Raw genomic sequence first — 21,102 nt, forward strand, 5'->3', positions numbered from 1 at the left:
CGATGTCGACAGCCACATCGCTTCATCAGAGCCGCAAGAGGAAGAATTCCGTGATGATGACGCTGTGCGTCGCCGCCGCGGGCATCGGACTTGCCTGGCTGGCGCTCATCCTCGGCGCGCTGCTCTACAAGGGCCTGTCCGGCGTCAATCTTGCGGTGTTCACCGAAATGACGCCGCCGCCCGGCGATGCCGGCGGCCTGCTCAACGCCATCTACGGCAGCATCGTGATGACCGTCATCGGCGTCGTCGTCGGTACACCGATCGGCGTGCTGGCAGGCACCTACATGGCCGAATACGGACGCTTTTCGAAGCTCACCACCGTGGTGCGCTTCATCAACGACATCCTTTTGTCGGCGCCGTCGATCATCATCGGCCTGTTCGTCTACGAACTGATGGTCCGGCCGATGGGGCATTTCTCGGCGATCGCCGGCGCTGTCGCGCTTGCCATCCTGGTCATCCCGGTCGTCGTTCGCACCACCGAGGACATGCTCAACCTGGTGCCGAACGCGTTGCGCGAGGCCGGCACCGCGATCGGCGCGCCGCGCTGGGTGGTGATCAAGTCGGTCGCTTACCGCGCCGCCCTTTCAGGCATCGTCACCGGCATATTGTTGTCGATCGCCCGTATCTCCGGCGAGACGGCGCCGCTGCTCTTTACAGCGCTCAACAACCAGTTCTGGTCGAGCAATCTCAACGCGCCGATGGCCAGCCTGCCAGTGACCATCTTCCAGTTCGCTCTCAGCCCTTACGAGGAATGGCAGCAACTGGCCTGGACCGGTGCACTCATCATCACATTGACGGTTCTCGCGCTCAGCATCTTTGCTCGCAGCCTGACCGGACGCAGAGAGGACAAATGAGCCAGATGTTGTCTCCAGACATGACGATCGCCGCCGAGGCAATTGCCGGCAAGGCCAAGATCGAGGTCAAGAACCTCAACTTCTACTACGGCCAGAGCAAGGCACTGAAGGACATCACGCTGTCGCTGCCCGAGCGCAGCGTCACCGCCTTCATCGGACCTTCGGGCTGCGGGAAGTCGACGCTGCTGCGCGTCTTCAACCGCATCTACGAGCTCTATCCCAAGCAGACCGCCGAGGGCCAGGTGCTGCTCGACGGCCAGAACGTTCTCGATCGCTCGCAGGACCTCAACCTGCTGCGGACCAAGATCGGCATGGTGTTCCAGAAGCCGACTCCGTTCCCGATGTCGATCTATGAAAACATCGCTTTCGGCGTCAGGCTCTATGAGAAGATCAGCAAGTCAGAGATGGACGGCCGTGTCGAGCAGGCGCTGAAGCGCGCCGCACTGTGGACCGAAGTCAAGGACAAGCTCAACGCAAGCGGCCTCAGCCTCTCCGGCGGCCAGCAGCAGCGACTCTGCATCGCCCGCACCGTGGCGGTGAAGCCGGAAGTCATCCTGCTCGACGAGCCGGCTTCGGCGCTTGACCCGCTGTCGACCGCCAAGATCGAAGAGCTGATCGACGAGTTGCAAGCCGACTACACGATCGTCATCGTCACCCACAACATGCAGCAGGCGGCGCGCGTGTCGAAGCAGACGGCCTTCATGTATCTGGGCGAACTGGTCGAGTTCGACCGCACCGAGAAGATCTTCACGTCGCCCCGCGAGAAGCGCACGCAGGACTACATCACCGGCCGCTTCGGCTGAGCTCAGGCATACGAGGACTAAGATCATGGGCGAACACACAGTCGCTTCTTTCGACGAGGATCTCGGACAGATCAGCAGGCTGATCCGCGACATGGGCGACCTCGCCGGCTCGATGGTCGGCGGCGCCACCAAGGCGCTGTTGAATTCCGACAACGCCCTGGCGCAGCGCGTCGTCTCCGACGATGCGATCATGGACGCGCGCCAGCGTGAACTCGACGACCGCGCCATCACACTGATCGCCAAGCGTCAGCCGATGGCCGACGATCTGCGCCACGTCGTCGGTTCGATCCGCATGGCCGGCGACCTCGAGCGTATTGGCGACCTTGCCAAGAACATCGCCAAGCGCGTCGGCACCGTCGGCCTCAGTGTCACCCCGCGCGACCTGTCGCACTCCATCGACGCAATGGCGCAGCTGGTGCTGATCCAGGTGCAGGGCGTCATCGAGGAATATACGGCGCGCGACGCGGCGGCGCTGGCGAAGCTGCGCGCCGACGACGAGCGCATCGACGTCAAATACACCTCCGTGTTCCGCGAACTGCTGACCTACATGATGGAAGACCCGCGCAACATCACCGCCTGCACGCATCTGTTGTTCTGCGCCAAGAACCTCGAACGCATCGGCGATCACGTCACCAACATCGCGGAAAATGCATATTATGTTTTGACCGGTACGCAGCTGCCCGCCAATCGTCCGAAGCAGGACGAGACGGCAATGTCCGCGCCGGCGGCATGACGGCAGGGGTGACCAGTCGATGATCGCGCCACGCATCATGGTGGTGGAGGATGAGGAGCCGCTGGGTGTGCTGCTCCGCTACAATCTGGAGTCCGAGGGCTACCAGGTCGAGGTGGTGACGCGCGGCGACGAGGCCGAGATCCGGCTGCAGGAGAACGTCCCCGACCTTCTGGTGCTGGACTGGATGGTGCCGGCGGTTTCCGGAATCGAACTCTGCCGCCGGCTAAGGATGCGTCCCGAGACCGAGCGGCTGCCGATCATCATGCTGACCGCGCGTGGCGAGGAAAGCGATCGTGTGCGCGGCCTCTCGACAGGCGCCGACGATTATCTGGTCAAGCCGTTCTCGACGCCGGAGTTCATGGCCAGGGTCAAGGCGCTGCTGCGCCGCGCCAAGCCGGAAGTGCTGTCCAGCGTGCTCAAGGTCGGCGACATCGTGCTCGATCGTGAATCGCACAGGGTTTATCGCAAGAAGAGCGAGATTCGGCTCGGACCGACCGAATTCCGCCTGCTCGAATTCATGATGCGCCATCCCGGCCGTGTGTTCTCGCGCAGCCAGCTGCTCGACAATGTCTGGGGCGAGACGATCTACATCGACGAACGCACGGTCGACGTGCATGTCGGTCGGCTGCGCAAGGCGGTCAACAATGGCCGCATGCCCGATGTCATCCGCACCATTCGTGGGGCGGGCTACGCAATCCGGGAAGATTAGGGATATGCTGATATTCAGGTGATGCCGGCCTGTGAACGGCAGTTTCCTGCGCTTCCGGTACTCACGGATCAAATGTCCGCTCCGTTCCGGTTCTCGGAACCCGCCATTCTCGACTCGGCCTAACCTGAATCTCAACACATCCAGGCGCGTTATTCACGCAACGTTCTTGCCGCCGAGGCCGGATCTCGCCTGCGTGCCCGGCGCGAAAATCTCCTGGTCTACGAAGGTCAGCGCCCGCGTGGCGCAGCCTTCGCGGATCAGTGGCAGTTCGTTCGGTTCGGTGTCGAAGGAAATCGATTGCGAATGCTGGCCGCCGGCGGTCTGCGCAATCGCCTCGCGCAATGCCGGCTCGATCAGGTCGAAGGCGGCGGCGCTGACACCGACCATGGCGACGGGCGCCGGATCGATCAGCGCGAACAGGCTGCCGAGACCGTAGCCGAGTGCCTCGCCGGCCTTGCGATAGGCCTCGCGCTCGGGTCCATCCCTCTCGCGGGCCGCGGTCGCCAGCGCGCGCATGTCGGCGTCACTGACATCGGCCACCGGTTCCGCGTCCTCGCTCATCTGCCTTGCGTTCCGCCAGATGGCATAGTTGCCGGCATAGGCCTCGACGCAGCCCCGCCGCCCACAGCGGCACAGCGCGCCGTGCGGCCGATGGATCATATGGCCGAACTCGCCGCCCGAGGAATGGGTGCCAGTGAACAACTCGCCCTTCAACACCAGGCCCATGCCGATGCCGTGCGACAGCAGGATGGCGATGAAGTCGTCGCGGTAGCGATCGGGGTCGCGCCAGCGCAACGCGATCGCCATCATGTTGCAGTCGTTCTCCATGGTGGCGGGGATGCCGAACTCGTCCTCGAGTATGTCGGCGAAGGCGATGTCGGTGTGCGGCGTGATCGGTGACCACAGCATGGCGCGGGCACGCGTGTCGGTGATGCCCTGGATCGCCAGCGCGATGCGGGCGACACTGCGGACGTCGAGGTCGGGGTCTTCAAGACGACGCCGTACGATGGCAACGCATTCACCGACCAGCGCGTCGCGCGACATGGTCAGCGTGTCCAGCCGGCGCTGTTCCTCGGCGATCACCTGGCCGGCATAGTCGATGACGGCGACCGAGAGGAAGTTCAGTGACAGCACCACGGTCATCACCGCCGCCGCTTCCGGATTGAGGCCGAGGCCGACCTGCGGCCGGCCGCGTTTGAGCGAGCCGGCCTCGCTCGGCTTGCTCTCAGTCAGGATGCCTTCGCCGATGAGGTCGGAGGAGATCGCCGATATGGTCGAATGGCTGAGGCCCGTGGTCGCGGCGATCTCGGTGCGGGACGGCTGTCCGGCGCGGCGCACGGCCGCAATCACCATCGCCCGGTTGCGGCGGCGCAGATCGTCGTGGCGGATTCCGACCGACATGTTTTTTCACATCCTCCCGGTCGCCGCAGCCTTTCGTGCCTCCCGAAGGCCATCAGCGAAGCCTGAATGCGCGACGCTTCAGGCACTTGCTTCTGCGCGTGTCGTTGCCCCGAAACCGCTGCGGACTTTTGGGGCGACATGCGCGAAGCCAAATTCTGGCAGAACCCCACCATCATGTCATTATTTATTCCGGAGCTCGAAAAAAACTCGGAGAGACGTCAAAATCCATCAGAATCGATGTTGACAGCGTTCGGGCGTTGGATCACTATTTTTTCGAGGCTCGAAAAAATAGAGCCTCTGTGCCGGCCTACGGGTCAGTTTGGTCGCGCCATACGCGGCGCAGGGAGGATATTATGAAAAAATTCACAGCCGCCATCCTGGCGGGTGTCGCCATGTCGCTGACGCTGGTGTCGGTCGCGCAGGCGAAGGACAAGGTCATCGGCGTTTCGTGGTCCAACTTCCAGGAAGAGCGCTGGAAGACCGACGAAGCGGCGATGAAGAAGGCCATCGAGGCGGCTGGTGACAAATACATTTCCGCTGATGCGCAGTCCAATCCGGGCAAGCAGCTCACCGACGTCGAGAGCCTGATTTCGCAAGGCGCCAACGCGCTGATCGTCCTGGCGCAGGATGCCTCGGCCATCGGCCCGGCGGTCCAGAAGGCGCTGGACGAAGGCATTCCGGTCGTCGGCTATGACCGGCTGATCGAGAACAAGAACGTGTTCTACCTGACCTTCGACAACAAGGAAGTCGGCCGCATGCAGGCCCGCGAAGTGTTCAAGGTCAAGCCGGAAGGCAACTACGTCTTCATCAAGGGCTCGGGCGCCGATCCGAATGCCGATTTCCTGTTCGCCGGCTCCATGGAAGTGCTCAAGGCAGCCATCGATAGCGGCAAGATCAAGAATGTCGGCGAAGCCTATACGGATGGCTGGCTGCCCGCCAATGCCCAGAAGAACATGGAACAGTTCCTCACCGCCAACGACAACAAGGTCGATGCCGTGGTGGCAGCCAATGACGGCACCGCCGGCGGCGTCGTCGCCGCGCTGACGGCGCAAGGGCTGGCAGGATCGGTTCCGGTGTCCGGCCAGGACGGCGACCATGCCGCACTGAACCGCGTTGCACTCGGCACACAGACCGTGTCGGTGTGGAAGGACGCACGCGAACTCGGCAAGAACGCTGCCGAGATCGCCTCGCAGCTGGCCGCTGGCACTGCCCTGGACAAGATCCCGAACGCCGTGAAGTTCACCACGCCCGGCGGCAACGAGACCAACTCGCTGTTCCTGACCCCGATCGCGATCACCAAGGACAATCTCAACGTCGTCATCGACGCCGGCTGGATCAAGAAGGACGAAGTCTGTGCAGGCGTCGCCGCCGGCACCGTCGCGGCCTGCAACTAAAACCGAACGGGATCCCGGTTCGATCTCAGCGCCGCGGGCCCGGGGGCGGCGGCGTTTCTCAAGGGGCATTCCGCTTCAAATGATCGCGGAAAGCAAATAGCATCGTGTTTCCGGCATCCGCGCCAGACGGCAAACCGGTGGGAGGACTTCATGACCGACACGGCCTCTAACACGCCTGCCGCGAATGCGCCCGCAGACCGGGCGCGTGCGTCCGAATTGAGCGCCGTCGGACGCTTCCTCAAGGCAACCGAACTCGATACGCGCATGCTTGGCATGGTCGGTGCGTTACTGGTCATCTGGGTCGGCATCCATATCCTGTCGGGCGGACTTTTCCTGACGCCGCGCAATCTCTGGAACCTGTCGGTGCAGACTTCCTCGGTCGCGATCATGGCGACCGGCATGGTGCTGGTCATCGTCATGCGCAACATCGACCTTTCGGTTGGTTCCGTCGAAGGCGTGATCGGTATGATCATGGGTGTGGCGCAAGCCGAATTCCTCATTCGCGTCATCGGCTTCCAGCTTGGAAATCCCTGGCTCTGGATCATCGCACTGGTCGTCGGCGTGGTGCTCGGTCTTGTGATCGGCGCCTTCCAGGGCTTCATCATCGCCTATCTCGAAGTTCCTGCCTTCATCGTGACGCTGGGCGGTTTGTTGGTCTGGCGCGGCATGGCATGGCTGATCACCAACGGGCGCACGGTCGCGCCACTCGACGCTACATTCCAGCTGATGGGCGGCGGACCGCGAGGCTCGATCGGCGCCACCGCCAGCTGGATCATCGGCATCGTTGCTTGCGTGGCTGTCGCTTTCGCGTTGCTCAACGGCCGGTCGCAGCGCAAACGGTTCAACTTTCCACTGCGCCCCGTGTGGGCGGAAACCTTTCTCGGTGTGGTCAGTTGCGCTGCCATCCTTGGGGCCGTCTGGATCGCCAATTCCTATCCATGGCCAATCGGCATCGTGCGCCAGTATGCACAGCAGAACGGCATCACCATTCCCGAAGGCGGGCTGTTCATCGCCCATGGCATCGCCATACCGGTGCTGATGGCGGTCGCGGTCGGCATCGTCATGACCTTCATCACCAAGCGCACCCGTTTCGGCCGCTATGTCTTTGCCATCGGTGGCAATCCGGAGGCCGCCAATCTCGCCGGCATCAACACGCGCTGGGTAACCATGAAGGTGTTCATGATCATGGGTGTGCTGGCCGCGATCAGCGCGGCGATCTCGTCGGCCCGCCTCAACGCGTCGACCAATGCGCTGGGCACGTTGGACGAGCTGCTGGTGATCGCCGCCGCCGTCATCGGCGGCACCTCGCTTGCCGGCGGCTCCGGAACGGTGCTCGGCGCCATGCTCGGCGCGTTGCTGATGCAGTCGCTGCAGTCCGGCATGGTGCTGCTCGGCATCGACTCGCCGCTGCAGAGCATCGTCGTCGGCGCCGTGCTGGTCGTCGCGGTCTGGCTCGATACCGTCTATCGCAAGCGCGTCTAGGGGAGGACAAGAATCATGGCAGACAAGACCGCTCCTACCAGCACTGCGCTGATCGATATGCGCAACATCTCGATAGCCTTTGGCGGCATCCGCGCCGTCGACGACGCCTCGATCGACCTTTTCCCCGGCGAGGTCGTGGCGCTGCTCGGACACAACGGCGCCGGCAAGTCGACGCTGATCAAGATCCTGTCCGGCGCCTACAAGCGCGACGCGGGCCATATCTTCGTCAACGGCGAGGAGGCATCGATCTCCAACCCGCGCGACGCCAAGAAATACGGCATCGAGACGATCTACCAGACGCTGGCGTTGGCCGACAATGTCGATGCCGCCGCCAATTTGTTTCTCGGCCGTGAGCTGATGACCGCCTGGGGTACGCTCGACGACGTTGCGATGGAGGCCGAGGCGCGCAAGGTGATGGGCCGGCTCAATCCCCGCTTCCAGCGCTTCAAGGAGCCGGTGATCAAGCTGTCTGGCGGTCAGCGGCAGTCGGTGGCGATCGCGCGCGCGATCCTGTTCAATGCGCGCATCCTGATCATGGACGAGCCGACGGCGGCACTTGGTCCGCAGGAAACGGCGCAGGTCGGCGAACTGGTCAAGCAGCTCAAGTCCGACGGCATCGGCATCTTCCTGATCAGCCACGACATCCACGACGTGTTCGAGCTTGCCGACCGGGTCTGCGTCATGAAGAACGGCCAGGTTGTAGGCACCGCGCGCACCACCGATGTGACCCAGGACGAAGTGCTCGGCATGATCATTCTGGGCAAATGTCCGCCCGGCGCCATTCCCGGGCCAGGCGCCCTGAAGATCGCCGCCTAGAACTATCTTCCAAAAAATCTTTCCACGTCTCGATCCGTTTCTTCCCGTCGGATCGTCCTTGGTGTGTCCAAACAGAAGGAGACATGCCATGTCCGACGAGTCCGTCATCTTGATCAATCTGCTTAAGGTCGAACCCGGGAAGCAGGATGCGCTGATCGCGCTCTTGAAGCAGAACACCGACACGGTGATCCGCACGCTCCGCGGCTGGAAGACGACCCGGCTGATCGCTGCAAAGGACGGCGCCGGCGTCGTCATCTACTCCGAGTGGGAGACCCCGGCAGCCGTCGAGGCGATGCGCAGCGATCCGCGCATGAAAGCCTATTTCCCGAAGATCCTGGAGCTGGCGAGCCTGGACTCGATCATGGGCTCGGAGGTGTTGAGCGAAACACACAAGTAAGGTTGGGTCACACAAGCAACAAAGGAGAACCGCAATGTCTCGGATGGTTGTGATTTACCGGACACCGGAGAACGTCGAGGCGTTTGACCGGCATTACTTCGAAATCCACGTGCCTCTCGCCAAGAAGCTTCCGGGCCTCAGGAAATACGAAGTCAGCAATGGCCCTATCGCAACGCCGGTAGGACCCTCCAACGTTCATCGGATCGGAACGCTGTATTTCGACGACCTTGCGGCGATCGAAAAGGCGTTTGCAAGCGCGGAGGGACAAGCGGCTGGGGCGGATCGCCGCCTTTTTGCGCCTGATGACTCGGGTGTTCAAATGTTCCTTTTCGACAGCAGGGAAGTTTGAACCCTCCTCCTTTGTTCGTCTCGGGTAAAATGACGACGAAAGAGCGCGCAGGCGCGGTAGGTCTAGATACATGAACGCGAACGAATTCGAGGATCGTCTGAAAGCGCTGCGGCCACGCCTTCACCGCTACTGCGCGCGCATGACGGGATCGGCGGTCAATGGCGAGGATGTATTGCAGGACACCCTCGTCAAGGCCCTTCACGCGCGAGCCCAGGGCGCCGGAGTGAATAACCTCGAGGGCTGGCTGTTCCGCATCGCCCACAATGCGAGCCTCGATTTCCTGCGCGCCAAATCCCGGAACACGGTCGTCCCGCTTACCGAAGACGTCGAAGCGGCACCCATACCCGAGGCGGACATCGTTGCGGTCAGCTTTCAGACGTTTCTGCGGCTGCCCGAACTTCAGCGCTGCGCGGTGATCCTCAAGGATGTTCTGGGTCATTCGGTCGACGAGATCGCAAGCATCGCAGGGTGCTCTCCGACAGCCGCAAAATCGGCGCTTCAGCGCGGGCGCGCTGCGCTGCGGCTTTTCGCACAGGCGTCCGAAGACACAAGGCTGCCGCTGATGTCTGATTCGGACCGGCGCAAGATCGCCGCTTATGTCCATCTGTTCCGGAGCGGCGATTTCGACGCAATCCGCGTCATGCTTGCCGACGACGTGAAGCTCGATCTGGTGAACCGGATCCAACTGGAGGGGCGCGACAAAATCGGCATCTATTTCACGCGCTATGCGCAAGAGACGAAATGGCGGTTCGCCCTCGGCGCTGTCGAAGGAAAGCCGGCTATGCTGGTCTTCGACAGCACCGGCCGGATGGAAAGACCTGCGCATTTTGTCCTGATCGACTGGTCGGAAAGCCGGATCATCGAGATCCGCGATTTCTTGTTCGCTCCCTATGTGCTCGAAGCCACAGATTGGGTGCGGCTGGACTAGCGTCTACAGTACCACTTGGCCGGACGAGCCGTGCCCGGCCGCTGGTTGCCGGTCATGTGATGTGCCAGCTGTCATGATGGCTTGGCCTTGCCATTGTGTTGGCACATCGACTTGCCCATAAAGGTCCGACATTGCCCATGGACCGCATCATCCGTTGAAGAAGCTTTTTCCAATCGTCGCGTTCATCGCCGTTGCGCTGATCAGCATGACGATGGCGGGGTTTGCCTATTTCGCCACGCAGGAAGCTGCCCGTATCAAATTCGAAGCGACGGCCGACGACGCGCTCAACCGGATCGAGAGCCGCATCGACCTGCATCTGTCGCTGCTGCGGTCGACGCAGGCCCTGTTCGATGCCCGCAACGGCGATATCTCGCAGAACGAGTTCAAGGCGTTCTTCAACGCGCTCGATGTCGACAACAATTTCGCCGGCTTGCGCGGTATCGGCTTTCTCAGGCTGGTGAAGACGGGGGACGAGGCGGCGGTCGAACGCGACATGCTGCACGACCTTGGTGTCAGCCATCCGATCTATCCGGACACCACGCAACCCTGGCGCACGCCCATCGTGATGTTCGAGCCACTGGATCCATCCAACCAGGCCGCCATCGGCTACGACATGTTCAGCGAACCGGTGCGGCGCGTGGCCATCGAAAAGGCAATGTCCGACGATGAGCAGCACGCCAGCGCGCTGGTGCAGCTCGGCCAGAGCACGGGTGCCGCGCAGACGTTCCCCGGCTTCCTGGTCTTCGTGCGGCTCAATGTCGAAACGGCTCCCGATGTCATCAATGCGTCCAGGTCCTCCACGGCCGGCTTTCTCTACGCGGCTTTTCGGGCACGGGACCTCTTCCAGATAGCGCTCAGCCGGTCGCCGCTGCTGCCGGTCAACACGGAAATCTATGACGGCGCTGTGAGTGGCGACAATCTCTTGTTCCGGTCGGAGACGCCGCCAGTGTCATCCTTAGGGGACAGGCTGCTGGTCACCCGCAAGATCATGGTAGCCGGCCAGCCGTGGACGGTCCTGTTTCGGCCGACAAGCGCCTTCTCGCAGCCGTCGTCGCGCGCCATTCCGGTGATGCTGGGGCTGTTCGGCTTGCTCCTGGCGGGCGCCATCGCTCTGGTGGCGCGCTATCAGGAGCGGGCCTATGAGGCGGCGTCGCGCCTGCATGATACGACGGAAAAGAGCCTGCTTGAAAAAGACCTGATGCTGCAGGAGATGAAGCACCGCATCAAGAATTCGATCACCCGAGTGCTGGCGATCGCGCGCCAGACCGCTTCGCGGGCCACTGACGTCAACGAATTTTCCTCGTCCTTCTCGGCCAGGCTGCAGGCGATGGCGGCCTCTCAGGACATGCTGACGCGCTCGCGCTGGCAGAAGGCAGACCTTGGCGATCTCCTGCGCATCGAGCTCGGTCAGGTGTTCGGCAAGGAGCTGCCCGAAGAGCTTCTGACGGGGCCGGAGGTGCTGCTCGACGAAACCACGACGCAGGCGCTCGGCCTGACGTTCCACGAACTGGCGACGAATGCATTGAAATATGGCGAAACCGGCAATTCAGCCAATTCGCTCAAGGGAGATTGGGCGCTCAAGGTCGACTGGTCGCTCGAAGGGCGCGGGCGCGACAGGGTGCTGGTTCTCAACTGGCGCGAAACCGGGCAGAAGAAACTCGAAGCACCGGCCAAGACCGGATTCGGCACCAAGCTGATCGACCTCAACGTCACGCGCGAATTGCGCGGCACGATCAACCGCGATTATCGCGATGACGGGTTGAATGTGGAGATCAGGATTCCGCTGACAGGCTAATGCCGCCTCCAGACGTCAAAAATCCGGAGGCCGGCGGGCCGGTCTCCGGATCGACGTTTCGATTATCGCCGAACTAGTTGCAGCGAGCCGTGTAGATCCGGCCGTGATGATCGCGATACTGGCAATAGCCGTTGCGCAGGTTGCGAACCAACAGGCCGGAACCGGCACCGACTGCCGCACCGATCAGCGCGCCCTTGCCGCCGCCGACCAAGCCGCCGACACCGGCGCCAATCAAGCCGCCGCCAACCACATCCTTCTCGGTGCTGGTGCAGCCGCTGAGGGCAGCCACCGCAATCATGGCAATAATCATCTTCCGCATAGAGTCACTCCTCACTTTGTGTCCACACTTTGGTAAGCTCTGACAGCCATTTAGCATTAAATGGCGGCCTTTGCTGCTGCAATCTATTGTTGGCGAAGATAGTCTTTTTCTGGGCGCGCCGCGTTCGATGCGATCACGACGTTGGAGATAGCCAGGGAAGCGTCGAGCGTGCCGTCAGCGCGCACGTTCCAGACGATCTGGTCATAGTCGTCTTCCAGCGCCGGATCGACGGCAAGGCACTTGCCGACGATGTGCTGAGCCTGTCCCTGCACGTCGCCCAGCGCGAATGGCCGTTCGGCGACGCATTGGTCGGCGGTTTCGAAAACGCTTACCGGTACCTGCAATTCATGGCAGTCGGCCATCGTGTTCGAGCAACCGATGACCAGCAACAATGCAGCAATGTGTTCCATGGCGACATGTCCTCTCGCCACAGTAACGGTCCATAGCCGCCAAAGTTCCTCGGCCGCAGGGCGACCAGCGAAATAACGCGGCGCAAAGGGGCAATTCCGGCGCCGACCGCGACAGCAGACGCAGTCGGCTGACGTCCGGAGACCAACTTCAACGCGGCAATGTTCGACGGTCCGGCAGGTTCCAGCGGTACCTGGGAAAAACAGAATCCGCTTTTATGGTGAATAGCCGGTTAAGGATGGATGATCAGACGAGAGGCGCCGCCGCTTACTCGGTCTCGAAACTGCCGTGCGGAACGACAAGGCGGTATTCAAGGCGACCGGGCATCAGCTCCAGCGTCGCCGTTCCGTTCAGGGAGGCGGGCACGACCCGCTCGAGCGCGACACTGCCGAAGCGCTTCACGCTGTGCTCGACGTCGCTCGCCGGTATCGCTTCGGACCATGTCAGCGACAGCGACAGGCCGCCGGCAGCAGCATTGAGATCGGCCGTAACGTCAACGAAGCCGTCCGCACGTGAAAGGGCGCCATAGCTGACCGAATTGACGGCGAGTTCATGCATGGCAAGGCCGATGTGCAGCGCGGCGTTGGGATTGAGATAGGGATTTGCGCCGCGGAAGCGCAGGCCGTGCGACGGATTCACCCCGTTGCGACCGACCTGGCCCGACACCAGCTCGCGAAGTGCGGCGCCGCGCCAATTTGAGGAGGTCACCAGATCCTGGGACGAGGCCAGCGACTGCAGCCGGCCGCGAAAGCGCGTCAGGAAATCAGCGATGCCATCGGAATAGCGCCCGGTCTGGGTGGCTATGCTTTGAATGATCGCCAGGAGGTTCTTCGAGCGATGGCTGACTTCGCGCAACAGCGTCGTCAGGGTCTGCTCACGGCGCTTCTGATTGGTCGTTTCGACCATCGTGGTGACGACACCTTGCACCGTTCCACCATCGCCATGGTCGGCGTCGACCCAGACCTGAAACCAGCGAAAGCCGTCCTCGGCGGGGACGCTGATTTCAAGGCGTTGCGGATCGCCGGATGCGATGACGTCGCGCTTTGCCGCGCCGATGCGGTCGATCTGCGCCGCGGGCAGGATGCCGTTGCCGTCCGCGGTGTCGGAAACCCACGGCGCACGCATATTGCGCGCCCAAACCGTTTTCAGTTCGCGATCCTGATAGAGAACGGAAATGCCGGCATTGTGCAGCGCGTGGAGAAGAGCCCGGCCAAGTTGCATGCCACTTTCGGCGGGATGCAGGGCGATGACCTCATCGCTTGGCACGTCGTCTTTCCTATCTCCGGCCCTGGAACGCATCGCCAATCTGTCCACCCAACTCAGGCTGAACGGCTCACCGCGGAATGGGTTCCAGAGGGCTTCCCGAAAACCCGCCTCCAAAAGCGGTCCGCCGGGCGGTGTCCTGTGAAGGACACAGAAGCGAAATGACCAGGAAAGCGAGAAAGATGAAAAACAATATCTGCGCTATGCCGGCAGACGTGCCGGCGATGCCGCCGAAACCAAGCGCGCCGGCTATGATTGCCACGACGAGAAATACGAGCGCCCAGTAAAGCATGATCCATCTCCTTCGAATGGTGTGATGAAAACGTGGGTAGATGCGGTTTGTTCCACCATTTGCCGAAAAAGACGGTGCTTGCCAATCGTTCCAGACAGGGTGGCGCCGGGAATTCGCTGATGACGGGGTCCCGGCATGTCAAAGGCCGCCTGACGCAATCGCATCAGACGGCCATTTGATATCGCTTCGTGCCTGCCGCTGCCCCTACGCGGCGGCTTTCGCCTGGCGATCGAAGAACAGCGCCTGGCTGATCAGAGCCTTGACCATGTCGGGGTTGAACGGCTTGGTGACCAGGAATGCCGGCTCGGGGCGTTCGCCGGTCAAAAGACGCTCGGGGAAGGCGGTGATGAAGATGACCGGCACCGACGTCGACGACAGGATCTCGTTCACGGCCTCGATGCCCGAGCTGCCATCGGCAAGCTGGATGTCGGCAAGCACCATCTTGGGCCGCGTCTTGCCGAACATCGTCACCGCCTCGGCATGCGTGCGCGCCGTTCCGACGACGCGGTGACCGAGGCTCTCGACCATTTCTTCTATGTCCATGGCGATCAGCGGTTCATCCTCGATGATCAGCACGTCCGTTGCCACCTGGCGGGATATTTCGTTGCTTGCCTGGGCAAGCAACTCTGAAAACTCCTGGTCGCCGGCATCGAGGATCTCGGCCGCCTCGTCTTCACTGAAACCTTCGACGGCTACCAGCAGGAAGGCCTGACGGGGACGCGGCGCTATCGCGTTCAGATTGGCGGCGGCGCGCTGTTCCCATGGCGACTGCGCCTGCTCCTGCGGGACGCGGATAGCGACCGACGTGAACAGCTTGGCGAACACCTTGTAAAGCGCGATGCGGTCGCTCGAGGCCTCGGGAAAGATATCGATATCGGCGATGATGGCTTCCAGCATCGCGGCGACCAGCGCGTCGCCACTTTCCTGCGATCCGGAAACGGCCCGCGAGAAGCGGCGCAGGAACGGCAGATGTGGTGCGATGGTGGCTGATAAGCTCATGGTAAGACGTCTCCCTCAGAATGACGTGGTTGCATAGAGTGCAGGTCAAGCTGATTGCAAGCCCCGGCCAAACAACGCCGGTCTTGAGAAAAAGTTCCGACCTTGATGGAACTAACGCGCCGGGACGGCGTTTGATGTTCGGACGGGCAACCAGACGAGGGGCCGCTTGCGTTGTGTTGAGTAGTGTTATGAGCGGCTTGGGCGCTGGGAATACAAGGGCAAAATGAAGGATATGACGAAAGATATTCTGGCTGGCGTCGCGGGCAGGCGCCGGAACGGGTCCAGTGACGCACTCGGGCCGAATTCCGAAATCGGACGCAAACTCAAACAATATTACGACGAGCTGGTCTCTGACGATGTGCCGGATCGCTTTGCACAGTTGCTCAGTCAACTGGAACAGGCCGAACCCGCACAGAAGAAGGACTGAAGCATGGCAGCGGTCTCCCAAGGCTTCAAGACCGATCTGCTTGGGGCAATCCCGAGCTTGCGCGCCTTTGCCGTGTCGCTGACGCAAAATGCCGACAAGGCGGACGATCTCGTCCAGGAAACACTGGTCAAGGCCTGGGACAAGCATGAGAGCTTCCAGCCCGGCACCAATCTCAAGGCGTGGCTGTTCACCATCCTGCGCAATGAATTCTATTCGCAGATGCGCAAGCGCGGGCGCGAGGTGCAAGACAGCGACGGTATCATGACGGCCAGGCTCGCCGTTCATCCGGCCCAGCATGGCCAGCTCGACCTGAAGGATTTTCGCGGCGCCCTCGAGCAATTGCCGGAAGACCAGCGCGAAGCCATCATCCTCATCGGCGCGTCGGGCTTCTCCTACGAGGAGGCAGCCGAAATCTGCGGTTGCGCGGTCGGGACGATCAAGAGCCGGGTCAGCCGGGCCCGCACGCGATTGCAGGAGATCCTGAAGATCTCCGGCGAAGACGAGTATGGCCCGGATGCGATTTCGACCCAGGTCACGGGCTCGCCGGCCAACTGAGCTGCGATCGCAAGGTGCGATCCGCAGGATCGTGTCTCAGCCGGGAGAACCCCGCCCGCAGGCCGCCGCCACCGCTTGCATGAGGTCCTCACCCGAATAGGGCTTGCCGACCAGCCTGACGCCCGGAAACGATGTCTTGATTTCATCGGGATCCGAATAACCCGAGGCAAACACGAACGGCACGCCTGCCGCGCGTAGGCCCGACGCGAAATCGAGTGTCGAGGCGCCACCCAGCATAAGGTCGACAATGGCGGCGTCGAAGTGCGTGGCGATTTGTCGATCGTCGATCTCGGCCAGATCGCGGGCGATCACCACCTCGCCCGCACCATGATCGCGGCAAAGCTGCTCGACATCCATGGCGATGAGAAACTCATCCTCCAGGACCAGAATCCGCAATCCATCAAGCAAAGGGGACACAGGCAAGGGCTCCTTGTAACGGATGGAGTCATGATCGCTATTTGGCAAGCTGTCATTTAAAAAAGACATGTGCCCGCGCGGAACCTCGATCCGCGCTAACGCGTTGTGACGCAGCCTTGTGCGGGCTTTCGAAGAGGGGTCGAAATGTCAGGCCAGAACGGTCGTGCCGTCTCCAGTCGGCAGTATCCTTGCGAGAACTGCCCGTTGCGGCCGTTACCGGTCTTCCGCGACTTCGAAAAACAGGAACTGGCCTTCATCAGTAAATTCAAGAAGGGGGAGCTCGCCGTCGACAAGGGCGCCACGGTCCTGGTGGAGGGAAGCCACAGTGCCCATCTCTACACCGTGCTCTCCGGCTGGGCGTTCCGCTACAAGTTGTTGCAGGACGGCCGCCGCCAGATCCTCAACTACCTCATGCCCGGCGATCTGATCGGCCTGCAGGGCAGCGTGATGGGCGAAATGCAGCATTCCGTCGAGGCGCTGTCGCCGATGCTGCTGTGCGTTTTCGAACGCGAGTCTCTCCACGAACTCTACCGCAATCATCCCGGCCTGGCCTACGACATCACCTGGATCGCATCGCGCGAAGAGCGCATGCTGGACGAGAATCTGCTCAGCCTCGGGCGGCGCAGCGCCATCGAGCGCGCCGCCTATCTTATCGCCTTCATCGGCAGCCGGGCAAAGGTCGTTGGGCTGAATGGCAAGCAATCGGTTCAGATACCGATCACCCAACAGCACATCGCCGACACGCTCGGCCTGTCGCTGGTCCATACCAACAAGACGATCCGCAAGCTGATGGACCGAAAGCTGATTGTCTGGCGCGACGGCGGTTGCGAGGTCACCGATAATGAAGGGCTCAAGCAACTGGCCGGCTGGGAAGGGCTGGGCGAGGCGCGACGGCCACTGATCTGACGAAACGCCTTTTTCAGCGCCAGCGGATCGGGTGCACACGCACGCGTTTTCGGCTACTTTGTCCCTGATGCCGGAACCTTGAGACATGCGGCGCGTTTGAAATCAAGCAATCACAAGGAGTTAAGCAATGGCAACTGCCGCAGGAAAGACCGCAACCGAAGGCCCGTCGAATTCAGATCTCGAAGCCGATATCAGGCAGTTGAAGGCCGATATCGACAAGCTTACCAAGCAGTTGGCCAAGACCGGCGAGCATGGCTACGGCACCGCGCGGCGTGCGGCTACGGAAGGGGTCGAGCAATTGCGTGCGCAGGGCGAAGCAGCCTTTGACAGCCTGCGCGGCAATGCCAAGGATATCGAAGAGCAGATAATGGCGAGCGTACGCGAAAAGCCGGTGACGTCACTGGCGATCGCCGCCGGCGTCGGCTTCCTCTTCGCGCTCCTCGCGCGTCGTTAGTCGCATTCCAGATGGGAATGCTCGCATCCCTGATTGCAGGTCTGGCATCGGGCGAAACCGCCGCCGCCCTGCGCCGGGCGCGCACGGCGGCAATCGTTTATGGGCTCGCCATATCAGTGGCGCTCTGCGGCCTCGGCTTTCTGGTCGGGGCAGCCTATATCTGGACGGCAAGTCGCTACGGATCGCTTGCCGCCGCGCTGGGCTTTGGCGTCGGCTTCCTGCTGCTTGCCGGGCTAATCCTGCTGATTTTCCAGATATCCGCAGGCTCACGTGCCCGGCGCCGGGCACAACAGCGCAATGCCGACATGAAAGCGATCGGCATCACCGCGGCGCTTGCCGTGCTGCCGGCGCTGCTCAAGGGCAAGGGCGGTCTCGGCGTCATTCTGGGTCCTGCCGTGGCGCTGGCTGCCTACGCCATCTACCGCGAAAACGTGAAACCAGACGATCCGGAAGAAGACGAGCGGAAGTAAGGTCGGTTCTCTCTTTGACCATGATCTCTTCCGAAAACCGGCTTCAACTTTGCGTCGCGGCCTTTTGGTTCGGCATCATGGCTTTTCACTCGGCAGATCTTCCAGCGGCATCGATATTTCGGCAAACACGCCTTCCGGCCGGAACTCATGGGTCACTTCGCTTGAGATGACCTTGGCAAGGCTGCGGCGGATTAGGATCGAGCCGAAGCCGTGTCGCTCCGGCGGGGCGACTTGCGGGCCGCCGCTTTCGCGCCAGGTCAGCACGAGGCGTCGGGTCCCCTTTCTGCCTTTCGTCCTCCAGCCGAGATCAACCTTGCCTGACGCCACCGACAGCGAGCCATATTGCAGCGCATTGCTTGCCAGTTCATGCAGGATCAGGCCAAGCCCGACAGCCTGGTCTGGCGACAGCAACAACTCGTCGCCGGAGATCGTCATGCGCGGCTGGTCGGCGGTGTCGAAAGGCCTGACCTCGATCTGGACGAGTTCACGGATGCCGATGCCGCGCCACTCGCGGTCGGACAACAGATTGTGGGCGATGCCCAGGGCCTGAAGCCGGGCACCAAAGGCTTCCAGGAACTCGCTCGGCTGGCGGGCATGGCGCACGGTCTGCGTCGCCAGTGCCTGGACGGTCGCCAGCGTGTTCTTGACGCGGTGGTTGAGCTCGCGCAGCAGCAGCCGTTGCCGCTCGTCGCCAAGCTTGCGCTCGGAGATGTCGTAGTTGACGCCGAAGATCAGGGTAGGCTTGCCGTCGCCGTCGCGCTCGATGACGCGGCCGCGCGTGGCGAGCCAGCGCGGCGGATGAAAGCCCTTCACCCGGTATTCGCCGAAATAGTCGTCGCTGCCGGTCAAGGCATCGCGAAAGCGGGTTTCGGTCTGGTAGACGTCGCGAGGATCGATGGCGGTGAGGATGTCGCGCGCCCGCAGCCGGTTCGAGCGCGGCAGGTTGAACAGCTCCGACAGCAAGGTATCGCATTCGATGATGTCGGTGCGGATGTCCCATGCCCAGCTGGCGAGCGAAGCTGCGTCGAGCGCAATGGCGCGCCGCTTTTCCTCACGCACCAGTGCTGCTTCGGCGATAGCGCCGCTGCGGGTCGCATCCTTCAAGGTGAACAGGCTGCCGGCGAGGCCGGCGAGCGCCTTCAACTGCTCGAGCATGGCGCTAGACGGAAAGGCATGCGGCTTGCGATCGAGCACGCACAGCGTGCCGATGCGGGCGCCAGCCACGATCATCGGCGCGCCGGCGTAGAAGCGGAGATGATGCTTGCCCGTGACCAGCGGGTTGGCCTTGAAGCGTGGGTCCGTCGTGGCGTCCGCCACCACCATAGGCTCGTCGCCGGCGGCAATCGCATGGGCGCAGAAGGAGATGTCGGTCGCGGTTTCGGTCTCGTCCAGACCGACACAGGATTTGAACCACTGGCGCCTGTGGTCGACGAGCGTCACCAAGGCGATCGGAGCCTGCATCGCCGCCGCGGCAAGGCCGCTGATGCGGTCGAAATCCGGATCGGCCGCCGTATCCAACGCCTCCAGACCGTGCAGCACGGCCAGCCGGTCCTCGTCCTCGACCGCGCGCGCTACTTCGGCCGGCAGATTCGGCACTGTTTCCGCCTTGCTGTTCACCCAAGTCCCCAATGGCCCGTCCCGGCCTTCGCTGCATCTCGTACCTGCCGGCTCATGACCACCCGGCGTCCCCGGAACCATCCTAGCGAGGAACCGTTACCCGACCGTGTTTTGCCGACCGTGGCAGTTGGAGTAATGCCAGACAAGGACCGATCATGACCAAGATCATCCCCGAAAACAAAGCGCGACAGGGAGGTTGGGGTTGGCACGGCTTGCGTATCCTGATTGCCGCGCTGCTTCTGGCCTTCGCTGCCTGGGGCATCGCCGAAATCTATGGTGAAATGGCCAGGACGCCGGCGACAGAACAAGGAAGCGCGCCAGGCGGCTAGATTTTCGGCCTTCATCGTTCGAGATCGCATCAGGCAGCCTTCGCCTCTGCGATGCGGGCCGGCACCAGGACATTCAGTGCGCCAGGCCGGATTTCGATCGTCGTCTCACGGTCAAGCCTGACCAGTTCACCGTCGATGACGGCGCGGAACTTGCTGCTGCCCGAATGGATTTTCAGGACCGTTCGGTCAGCTTGATGGATTTCCACGTGTTCGTTGTCGCGCCATTTTCCGCGCGCCATGTTGAAGAAGAATTTGACCAGTTCCGCACGCTGCTGCGCCACCGTGACATAGACGCCAAGCACGCCGCCCGCCGGGTTGTCGGCGTAGGGCAGGTGGCCTTCGCCGAACAGATTGTTGGTGATGCCGATGCCGGTGATGCGGGCCGCCATCTCGGCGTTGCCGATGCTGAGCGTCACGTTCATCGCCGGTGGATTGTTGATCGTCGCCCAGGCCGCCTTGGCCGAGGCGCCGATCTTTCCCAGACGTGAACCGAATTCCATTTTCTGGCGCAGTTGCACCATCTTTGCATGCATGCCGATCGAGAACTGATGAACGAAGGGCCGGCCGTTTGCCGTGGCCACGTCGACTGCGATGATTTCGCCATCGGCGAAGGATTTCAGCGCGGCATCGAGGGATTGCGGAATACCCAGTCCGCGTGCGAACAGATTCATCGTGCCGGCCGGCAATATGGCAAGCGCCTTCCTGGTGCCCATCAGCCGAGCGGCCGCGGCGGAAATGGTTCCATCACCGCCGCCGGCCAGCACGACATCGACAGCGCGTCGCGATGCAGCGCCATCGAGCGTCTCCACCACGTCCTTGCCGGCAACAACATCAATGCTGAGGGAGTGGCCTGCCGTCTCCAGGGTCTGGCGCATCCTGTCGGAAAAGGCGGCAAGGTCCGTTGTGCGCAAGGTGCCGCCGTCCCGGTTCAGCACCGCAGCAAATTTCATGCCCCGCTCCGCCATTCCATCACGATACGGCCGGG

The 21,102-nt window shown here is 62.2% G+C and carries 25 protein-coding genes and 1 pseudogene; 17 read left to right on the forward strand and 9 right to left on the reverse strand.

The genetic code is table 11. The features are described from left to right. Nucleotides 1–2: 2 nt before the first annotated feature. The 4 genes from pstA to phoB are packed head-to-tail and all read left to right on the forward strand — an operon-like array spanning nucleotide 3 to nucleotide 3,099. Nucleotides 3–854 (forward strand): phosphate ABC transporter permease PstA, encoded by an 852-nt coding sequence (gene pstA, locus AC1DZU_RS12905; RefSeq protein ID WP_477285092.1) that lies wholly within the window; start codon nucleotides 3–5, stop codon nucleotides 852–854. Next, the gene (gene pstB / locus AC1DZU_RS12910) at nucleotides 851–1,657 is read left to right on the forward strand and encodes a phosphate ABC transporter ATP-binding protein PstB (RefSeq protein ID WP_095089320.1); all 807 of its coding nucleotides are present in this window, start codon (nucleotides 851–853) and stop codon (nucleotides 1,655–1,657) included. Before pstA ends, pstB begins: the two co-directional genes overlap by 4 nt. 25 nt (nucleotides 1,658–1,682) lie before the next feature. Continuing rightward, nucleotides 1,683–2,390, forward strand: a complete 708-nt coding sequence (gene phoU / locus AC1DZU_RS12915; RefSeq protein ID WP_095089319.1) for a phosphate signaling complex protein PhoU — start codon at nucleotides 1,683–1,685, stop codon at nucleotides 2,388–2,390. Between the two features lie 19 nt (nucleotides 2,391–2,409). Beyond that, nucleotides 2,410–3,099: a phosphate regulon transcriptional regulator PhoB gene (phoB, locus tag AC1DZU_RS12920; RefSeq protein WP_010911896.1), complete on the forward strand. Its 690-nt coding sequence runs from the start codon at nucleotides 2,410–2,412 to the stop codon at nucleotides 3,097–3,099. Between the two features lie 153 nt (nucleotides 3,100–3,252). Here the strand turns inward: phoB and AC1DZU_RS12925 are convergent, their stop codons facing one another. Then, entirely contained in the window at nucleotides 3,253–4,500 is a 1,248-nt protein-coding gene (locus AC1DZU_RS12925) for an ROK family protein (RefSeq protein WP_477227751.1), read from the reverse strand. Nucleotides 4,501–4,853: 353 nt separating this feature from the next. Between AC1DZU_RS12925 and xylF the strand changes: the two genes are divergently transcribed. The 7 genes from xylF (at nucleotide 4,854) to AC1DZU_RS12960 (ending at nucleotide 11,661) form a co-directional block, all read left to right on the forward strand. Beyond that, nucleotides 4,854–5,894 (forward strand): D-xylose ABC transporter substrate-binding protein, encoded by a 1,041-nt coding sequence (gene xylF / locus AC1DZU_RS12930; protein ID WP_095089315.1) that lies wholly within the window; start codon nucleotides 4,854–4,856, stop codon nucleotides 5,892–5,894. Nucleotides 5,895–6,044: 150 nt separating this feature from the next. Then, complete coding sequence (locus AC1DZU_RS12935) at nucleotides 6,045–7,376, forward strand: sugar ABC transporter permease (protein ID WP_477285096.1); 1,332 nt, start codon at nucleotides 6,045–6,047, stop codon at nucleotides 7,374–7,376. Between the two features lie 15 nt (nucleotides 7,377–7,391). Further along, on the forward strand, nucleotides 7,392–8,192 hold the full coding sequence (locus tag AC1DZU_RS12940) for an ATP-binding cassette domain-containing protein (protein ID WP_457151628.1): 801 nt from the start codon (nucleotides 7,392–7,394) through the stop codon (nucleotides 8,190–8,192). Between the two features lie 88 nt (nucleotides 8,193–8,280). Continuing rightward, nucleotides 8,281–8,589 carry a putative quinol monooxygenase gene (locus AC1DZU_RS12945; RefSeq protein WP_477285098.1) on the forward strand — a complete coding sequence of 103 codons (309 nt, stop codon included), beginning with the start codon at nucleotides 8,281–8,283 and terminating at the stop codon, nucleotides 8,587–8,589. A gap of 34 nt (nucleotides 8,590–8,623) precedes the next feature. Then, entirely contained in the window at nucleotides 8,624–8,938 is a 315-nt protein-coding gene (locus tag AC1DZU_RS12950) for an EthD family reductase (RefSeq protein WP_477285100.1), read from the forward strand. Nucleotides 8,939–9,008: 70 nt separating this feature from the next. Next, entirely contained in the window at nucleotides 9,009–9,866 is an 858-nt protein-coding gene (locus tag AC1DZU_RS12955; RefSeq protein WP_477285102.1) for a sigma-70 family RNA polymerase sigma factor, read from the forward strand. 154 nt (nucleotides 9,867–10,020) lie between these two features. Continuing rightward, nucleotides 10,021–11,661, forward strand: a complete 1,641-nt coding sequence (locus tag AC1DZU_RS12960; RefSeq protein ID WP_477285104.1) for a CHASE domain-containing protein — start codon at nucleotides 10,021–10,023, stop codon at nucleotides 11,659–11,661. Nucleotides 11,662–11,734: 73 nt separating this feature from the next. Here AC1DZU_RS12960 and AC1DZU_RS12965 read toward each other — a convergent pair whose 3' ends face one another. The 5 genes and pseudogenes from AC1DZU_RS12965 to AC1DZU_RS12985 all read right to left on the reverse strand — a co-directional run bounded on the left by AC1DZU_RS12965 (nucleotide 11,735) and on the right by AC1DZU_RS12985 (nucleotide 14,942). Continuing rightward, nucleotides 11,735–11,980: a YMGG-like glycine zipper-containing protein gene (locus tag AC1DZU_RS12965; RefSeq protein WP_477285106.1), complete on the reverse strand. Its 246-nt coding sequence runs from the start codon at nucleotides 11,978–11,980 to the stop codon at nucleotides 11,735–11,737. Between the two features lie 83 nt (nucleotides 11,981–12,063). Further along, nucleotides 12,064–12,372 (reverse strand): hypothetical protein, encoded by a 309-nt coding sequence (locus AC1DZU_RS12970; RefSeq protein WP_477285108.1) that lies wholly within the window; start codon nucleotides 12,370–12,372, stop codon nucleotides 12,064–12,066. Between the two features lie 283 nt (nucleotides 12,373–12,655). Then, complete coding sequence (locus AC1DZU_RS12975; protein WP_477285110.1) at nucleotides 12,656–13,687, reverse strand: sensor histidine kinase; 1,032 nt, start codon at nucleotides 13,685–13,687, stop codon at nucleotides 12,656–12,658. A gap of 115 nt (nucleotides 13,688–13,802) precedes the next feature. Continuing rightward, a pseudogene (locus AC1DZU_RS12980) lies at nucleotides 13,803–13,943 on the reverse strand (DUF1328 domain-containing protein); the annotation flags it as partial. 204 nt (nucleotides 13,944–14,147) lie between these two features. Continuing rightward, a complete protein-coding gene (locus AC1DZU_RS12985; protein ID WP_457154515.1) occupies nucleotides 14,148–14,942 on the reverse strand; it encodes a response regulator in 795 nt (264 codons plus the stop codon). Between the two features lie 223 nt (nucleotides 14,943–15,165). Between AC1DZU_RS12985 and AC1DZU_RS12990 the strand changes: the two genes are divergently transcribed. Further along, the gene (locus tag AC1DZU_RS12990; protein WP_095089301.1) at nucleotides 15,166–15,369 is read left to right on the forward strand and encodes a NepR family anti-sigma factor; all 204 of its coding nucleotides are present in this window, start codon (nucleotides 15,166–15,168) and stop codon (nucleotides 15,367–15,369) included. Between the two features lie 3 nt (nucleotides 15,370–15,372). Continuing rightward, nucleotides 15,373–15,924: a sigma-70 family RNA polymerase sigma factor gene (locus tag AC1DZU_RS12995; RefSeq protein WP_095089299.1), complete on the forward strand. Its 552-nt coding sequence runs from the start codon at nucleotides 15,373–15,375 to the stop codon at nucleotides 15,922–15,924. Between the two features lie 36 nt (nucleotides 15,925–15,960). Here the strand turns inward: AC1DZU_RS12995 and AC1DZU_RS13000 are convergent, their stop codons facing one another. After that, on the reverse strand, nucleotides 15,961–16,281 hold the full coding sequence (locus AC1DZU_RS13000; protein ID WP_167392256.1) for a response regulator: 321 nt from the start codon (nucleotides 16,279–16,281) through the stop codon (nucleotides 15,961–15,963). Between the two features lie 204 nt (nucleotides 16,282–16,485). Here AC1DZU_RS13000 and AC1DZU_RS13005 point away from each other — a divergent pair, with 204 nt between their 5' ends. From AC1DZU_RS13005 to AC1DZU_RS13015, 3 genes are all read left to right on the forward strand, one after another. Further along, a complete protein-coding gene (locus tag AC1DZU_RS13005) occupies nucleotides 16,486–17,247 on the forward strand; it encodes a Crp/Fnr family transcriptional regulator (RefSeq protein WP_477285114.1) in 762 nt (253 codons plus the stop codon). 127 nt (nucleotides 17,248–17,374) lie between these two features. Further along, the gene (locus AC1DZU_RS13010; RefSeq protein ID WP_477285116.1) at nucleotides 17,375–17,701 is read left to right on the forward strand and encodes an ElaB/YgaM/YqjD family protein; all 327 of its coding nucleotides are present in this window, start codon (nucleotides 17,375–17,377) and stop codon (nucleotides 17,699–17,701) included. 11 nt (nucleotides 17,702–17,712) lie between these two features. Then, on the forward strand, nucleotides 17,713–18,171 hold the full coding sequence (locus AC1DZU_RS13015) for a hypothetical protein (protein WP_477285118.1): 459 nt from the start codon (nucleotides 17,713–17,715) through the stop codon (nucleotides 18,169–18,171). 75 nt (nucleotides 18,172–18,246) lie between these two features. Here the strand turns inward: AC1DZU_RS13015 and AC1DZU_RS13020 are convergent, their stop codons facing one another. Continuing rightward, nucleotides 18,247–19,788 carry a sensor histidine kinase gene (locus tag AC1DZU_RS13020; RefSeq protein ID WP_477285120.1) on the reverse strand — a complete coding sequence of 514 codons (1,542 nt, stop codon included), beginning with the start codon at nucleotides 19,786–19,788 and terminating at the stop codon, nucleotides 18,247–18,249. A gap of 155 nt (nucleotides 19,789–19,943) precedes the next feature. Between AC1DZU_RS13020 and AC1DZU_RS13025 the strand changes: the two genes are divergently transcribed. After that, nucleotides 19,944–20,117 (forward strand): hypothetical protein, encoded by a 174-nt coding sequence (locus tag AC1DZU_RS13025; RefSeq protein ID WP_477285122.1) that lies wholly within the window; start codon nucleotides 19,944–19,946, stop codon nucleotides 20,115–20,117. 29 nt (nucleotides 20,118–20,146) lie between these two features. Here AC1DZU_RS13025 and AC1DZU_RS13030 read toward each other — a convergent pair whose 3' ends face one another. After that, complete coding sequence (locus AC1DZU_RS13030; protein ID WP_477285124.1) at nucleotides 20,147–21,067, reverse strand: diacylglycerol/lipid kinase family protein; 921 nt, start codon at nucleotides 21,065–21,067, stop codon at nucleotides 20,147–20,149. Nucleotides 21,068–21,102 lie beyond the last annotated feature (35 nt).

The organism is Mesorhizobium sp. P2_A12 (genome assembly GCF_056405075.1).

What these genes read in the sequence shown, in the direction of transcription:
- pstA (WP_477285092.1), top strand. Translation starts at nt 3, where the DNA reads ATGTCGACAGCCACATCGCTTCATCAGAGCCGCAAGAGGAAGAATTCC.
- pstB (WP_095089320.1), top strand. Translation starts at nt 851, where the DNA reads ATGAGCCAGATGTTGTCTCCAGACATGACGATCGCCGCCGAGGCAATT.
- phoU (WP_095089319.1), top strand. Translation starts at nt 1,683, where the DNA reads ATGGGCGAACACACAGTCGCTTCTTTCGACGAGGATCTCGGACAGATC.
- phoB (WP_010911896.1), top strand. Translation starts at nt 2,410, where the DNA reads ATGATCGCGCCACGCATCATGGTGGTGGAGGATGAGGAGCCGCTGGGT.
- AC1DZU_RS12925 (WP_477227751.1), bottom strand. Translation starts at nt 4,500, where the DNA reads ATGTCGGTCGGAATCCGCCACGACGATCTGCGCCGCCGCAACCGGGCG.
- xylF (WP_095089315.1), top strand. Translation starts at nt 4,854, where the DNA reads ATGAAAAAATTCACAGCCGCCATCCTGGCGGGTGTCGCCATGTCGCTG.
- AC1DZU_RS12935 (WP_477285096.1), top strand. Translation starts at nt 6,045, where the DNA reads ATGACCGACACGGCCTCTAACACGCCTGCCGCGAATGCGCCCGCAGAC.
- AC1DZU_RS12940 (WP_457151628.1), top strand. Translation starts at nt 7,392, where the DNA reads ATGGCAGACAAGACCGCTCCTACCAGCACTGCGCTGATCGATATGCGC.
- AC1DZU_RS12945 (WP_477285098.1), top strand. Translation starts at nt 8,281, where the DNA reads ATGTCCGACGAGTCCGTCATCTTGATCAATCTGCTTAAGGTCGAACCC.
- AC1DZU_RS12950 (WP_477285100.1), top strand. Translation starts at nt 8,624, where the DNA reads ATGTCTCGGATGGTTGTGATTTACCGGACACCGGAGAACGTCGAGGCG.
- AC1DZU_RS12955 (WP_477285102.1), top strand. Translation starts at nt 9,009, where the DNA reads ATGAACGCGAACGAATTCGAGGATCGTCTGAAAGCGCTGCGGCCACGC.
- AC1DZU_RS12965 (WP_477285106.1), bottom strand. Translation starts at nt 11,980, where the DNA reads ATGCGGAAGATGATTATTGCCATGATTGCGGTGGCTGCCCTCAGCGGC.
- AC1DZU_RS12975 (WP_477285110.1), bottom strand. Translation starts at nt 13,687, where the DNA reads ATGCGTTCCAGGGCCGGAGATAGGAAAGACGACGTGCCAAGCGATGAG.
- AC1DZU_RS12985 (WP_457154515.1), bottom strand. Translation starts at nt 14,942, where the DNA reads ATGAGCTTATCAGCCACCATCGCACCACATCTGCCGTTCCTGCGCCGC.
- AC1DZU_RS12990 (WP_095089301.1), top strand. Translation starts at nt 15,166, where the DNA reads ATGAAGGATATGACGAAAGATATTCTGGCTGGCGTCGCGGGCAGGCGC.
- AC1DZU_RS12995 (WP_095089299.1), top strand. Translation starts at nt 15,373, where the DNA reads ATGGCAGCGGTCTCCCAAGGCTTCAAGACCGATCTGCTTGGGGCAATC.
- AC1DZU_RS13000 (WP_167392256.1), bottom strand. Translation starts at nt 16,281, where the DNA reads ATGGATGTCGAGCAGCTTTGCCGCGATCATGGTGCGGGCGAGGTGGTG.
- AC1DZU_RS13005 (WP_477285114.1), top strand. Translation starts at nt 16,486, where the DNA reads ATGTCAGGCCAGAACGGTCGTGCCGTCTCCAGTCGGCAGTATCCTTGC.
- AC1DZU_RS13010 (WP_477285116.1), top strand. Translation starts at nt 17,375, where the DNA reads ATGGCAACTGCCGCAGGAAAGACCGCAACCGAAGGCCCGTCGAATTCA.
- AC1DZU_RS13015 (WP_477285118.1), top strand. Translation starts at nt 17,713, where the DNA reads ATGGGAATGCTCGCATCCCTGATTGCAGGTCTGGCATCGGGCGAAACC.
- AC1DZU_RS13025 (WP_477285122.1), top strand. Translation starts at nt 19,944, where the DNA reads ATGACCAAGATCATCCCCGAAAACAAAGCGCGACAGGGAGGTTGGGGT.
- AC1DZU_RS13030 (WP_477285124.1), bottom strand. Translation starts at nt 21,067, where the DNA reads ATGAAATTTGCTGCGGTGCTGAACCGGGACGGCGGCACCTTGCGCACA.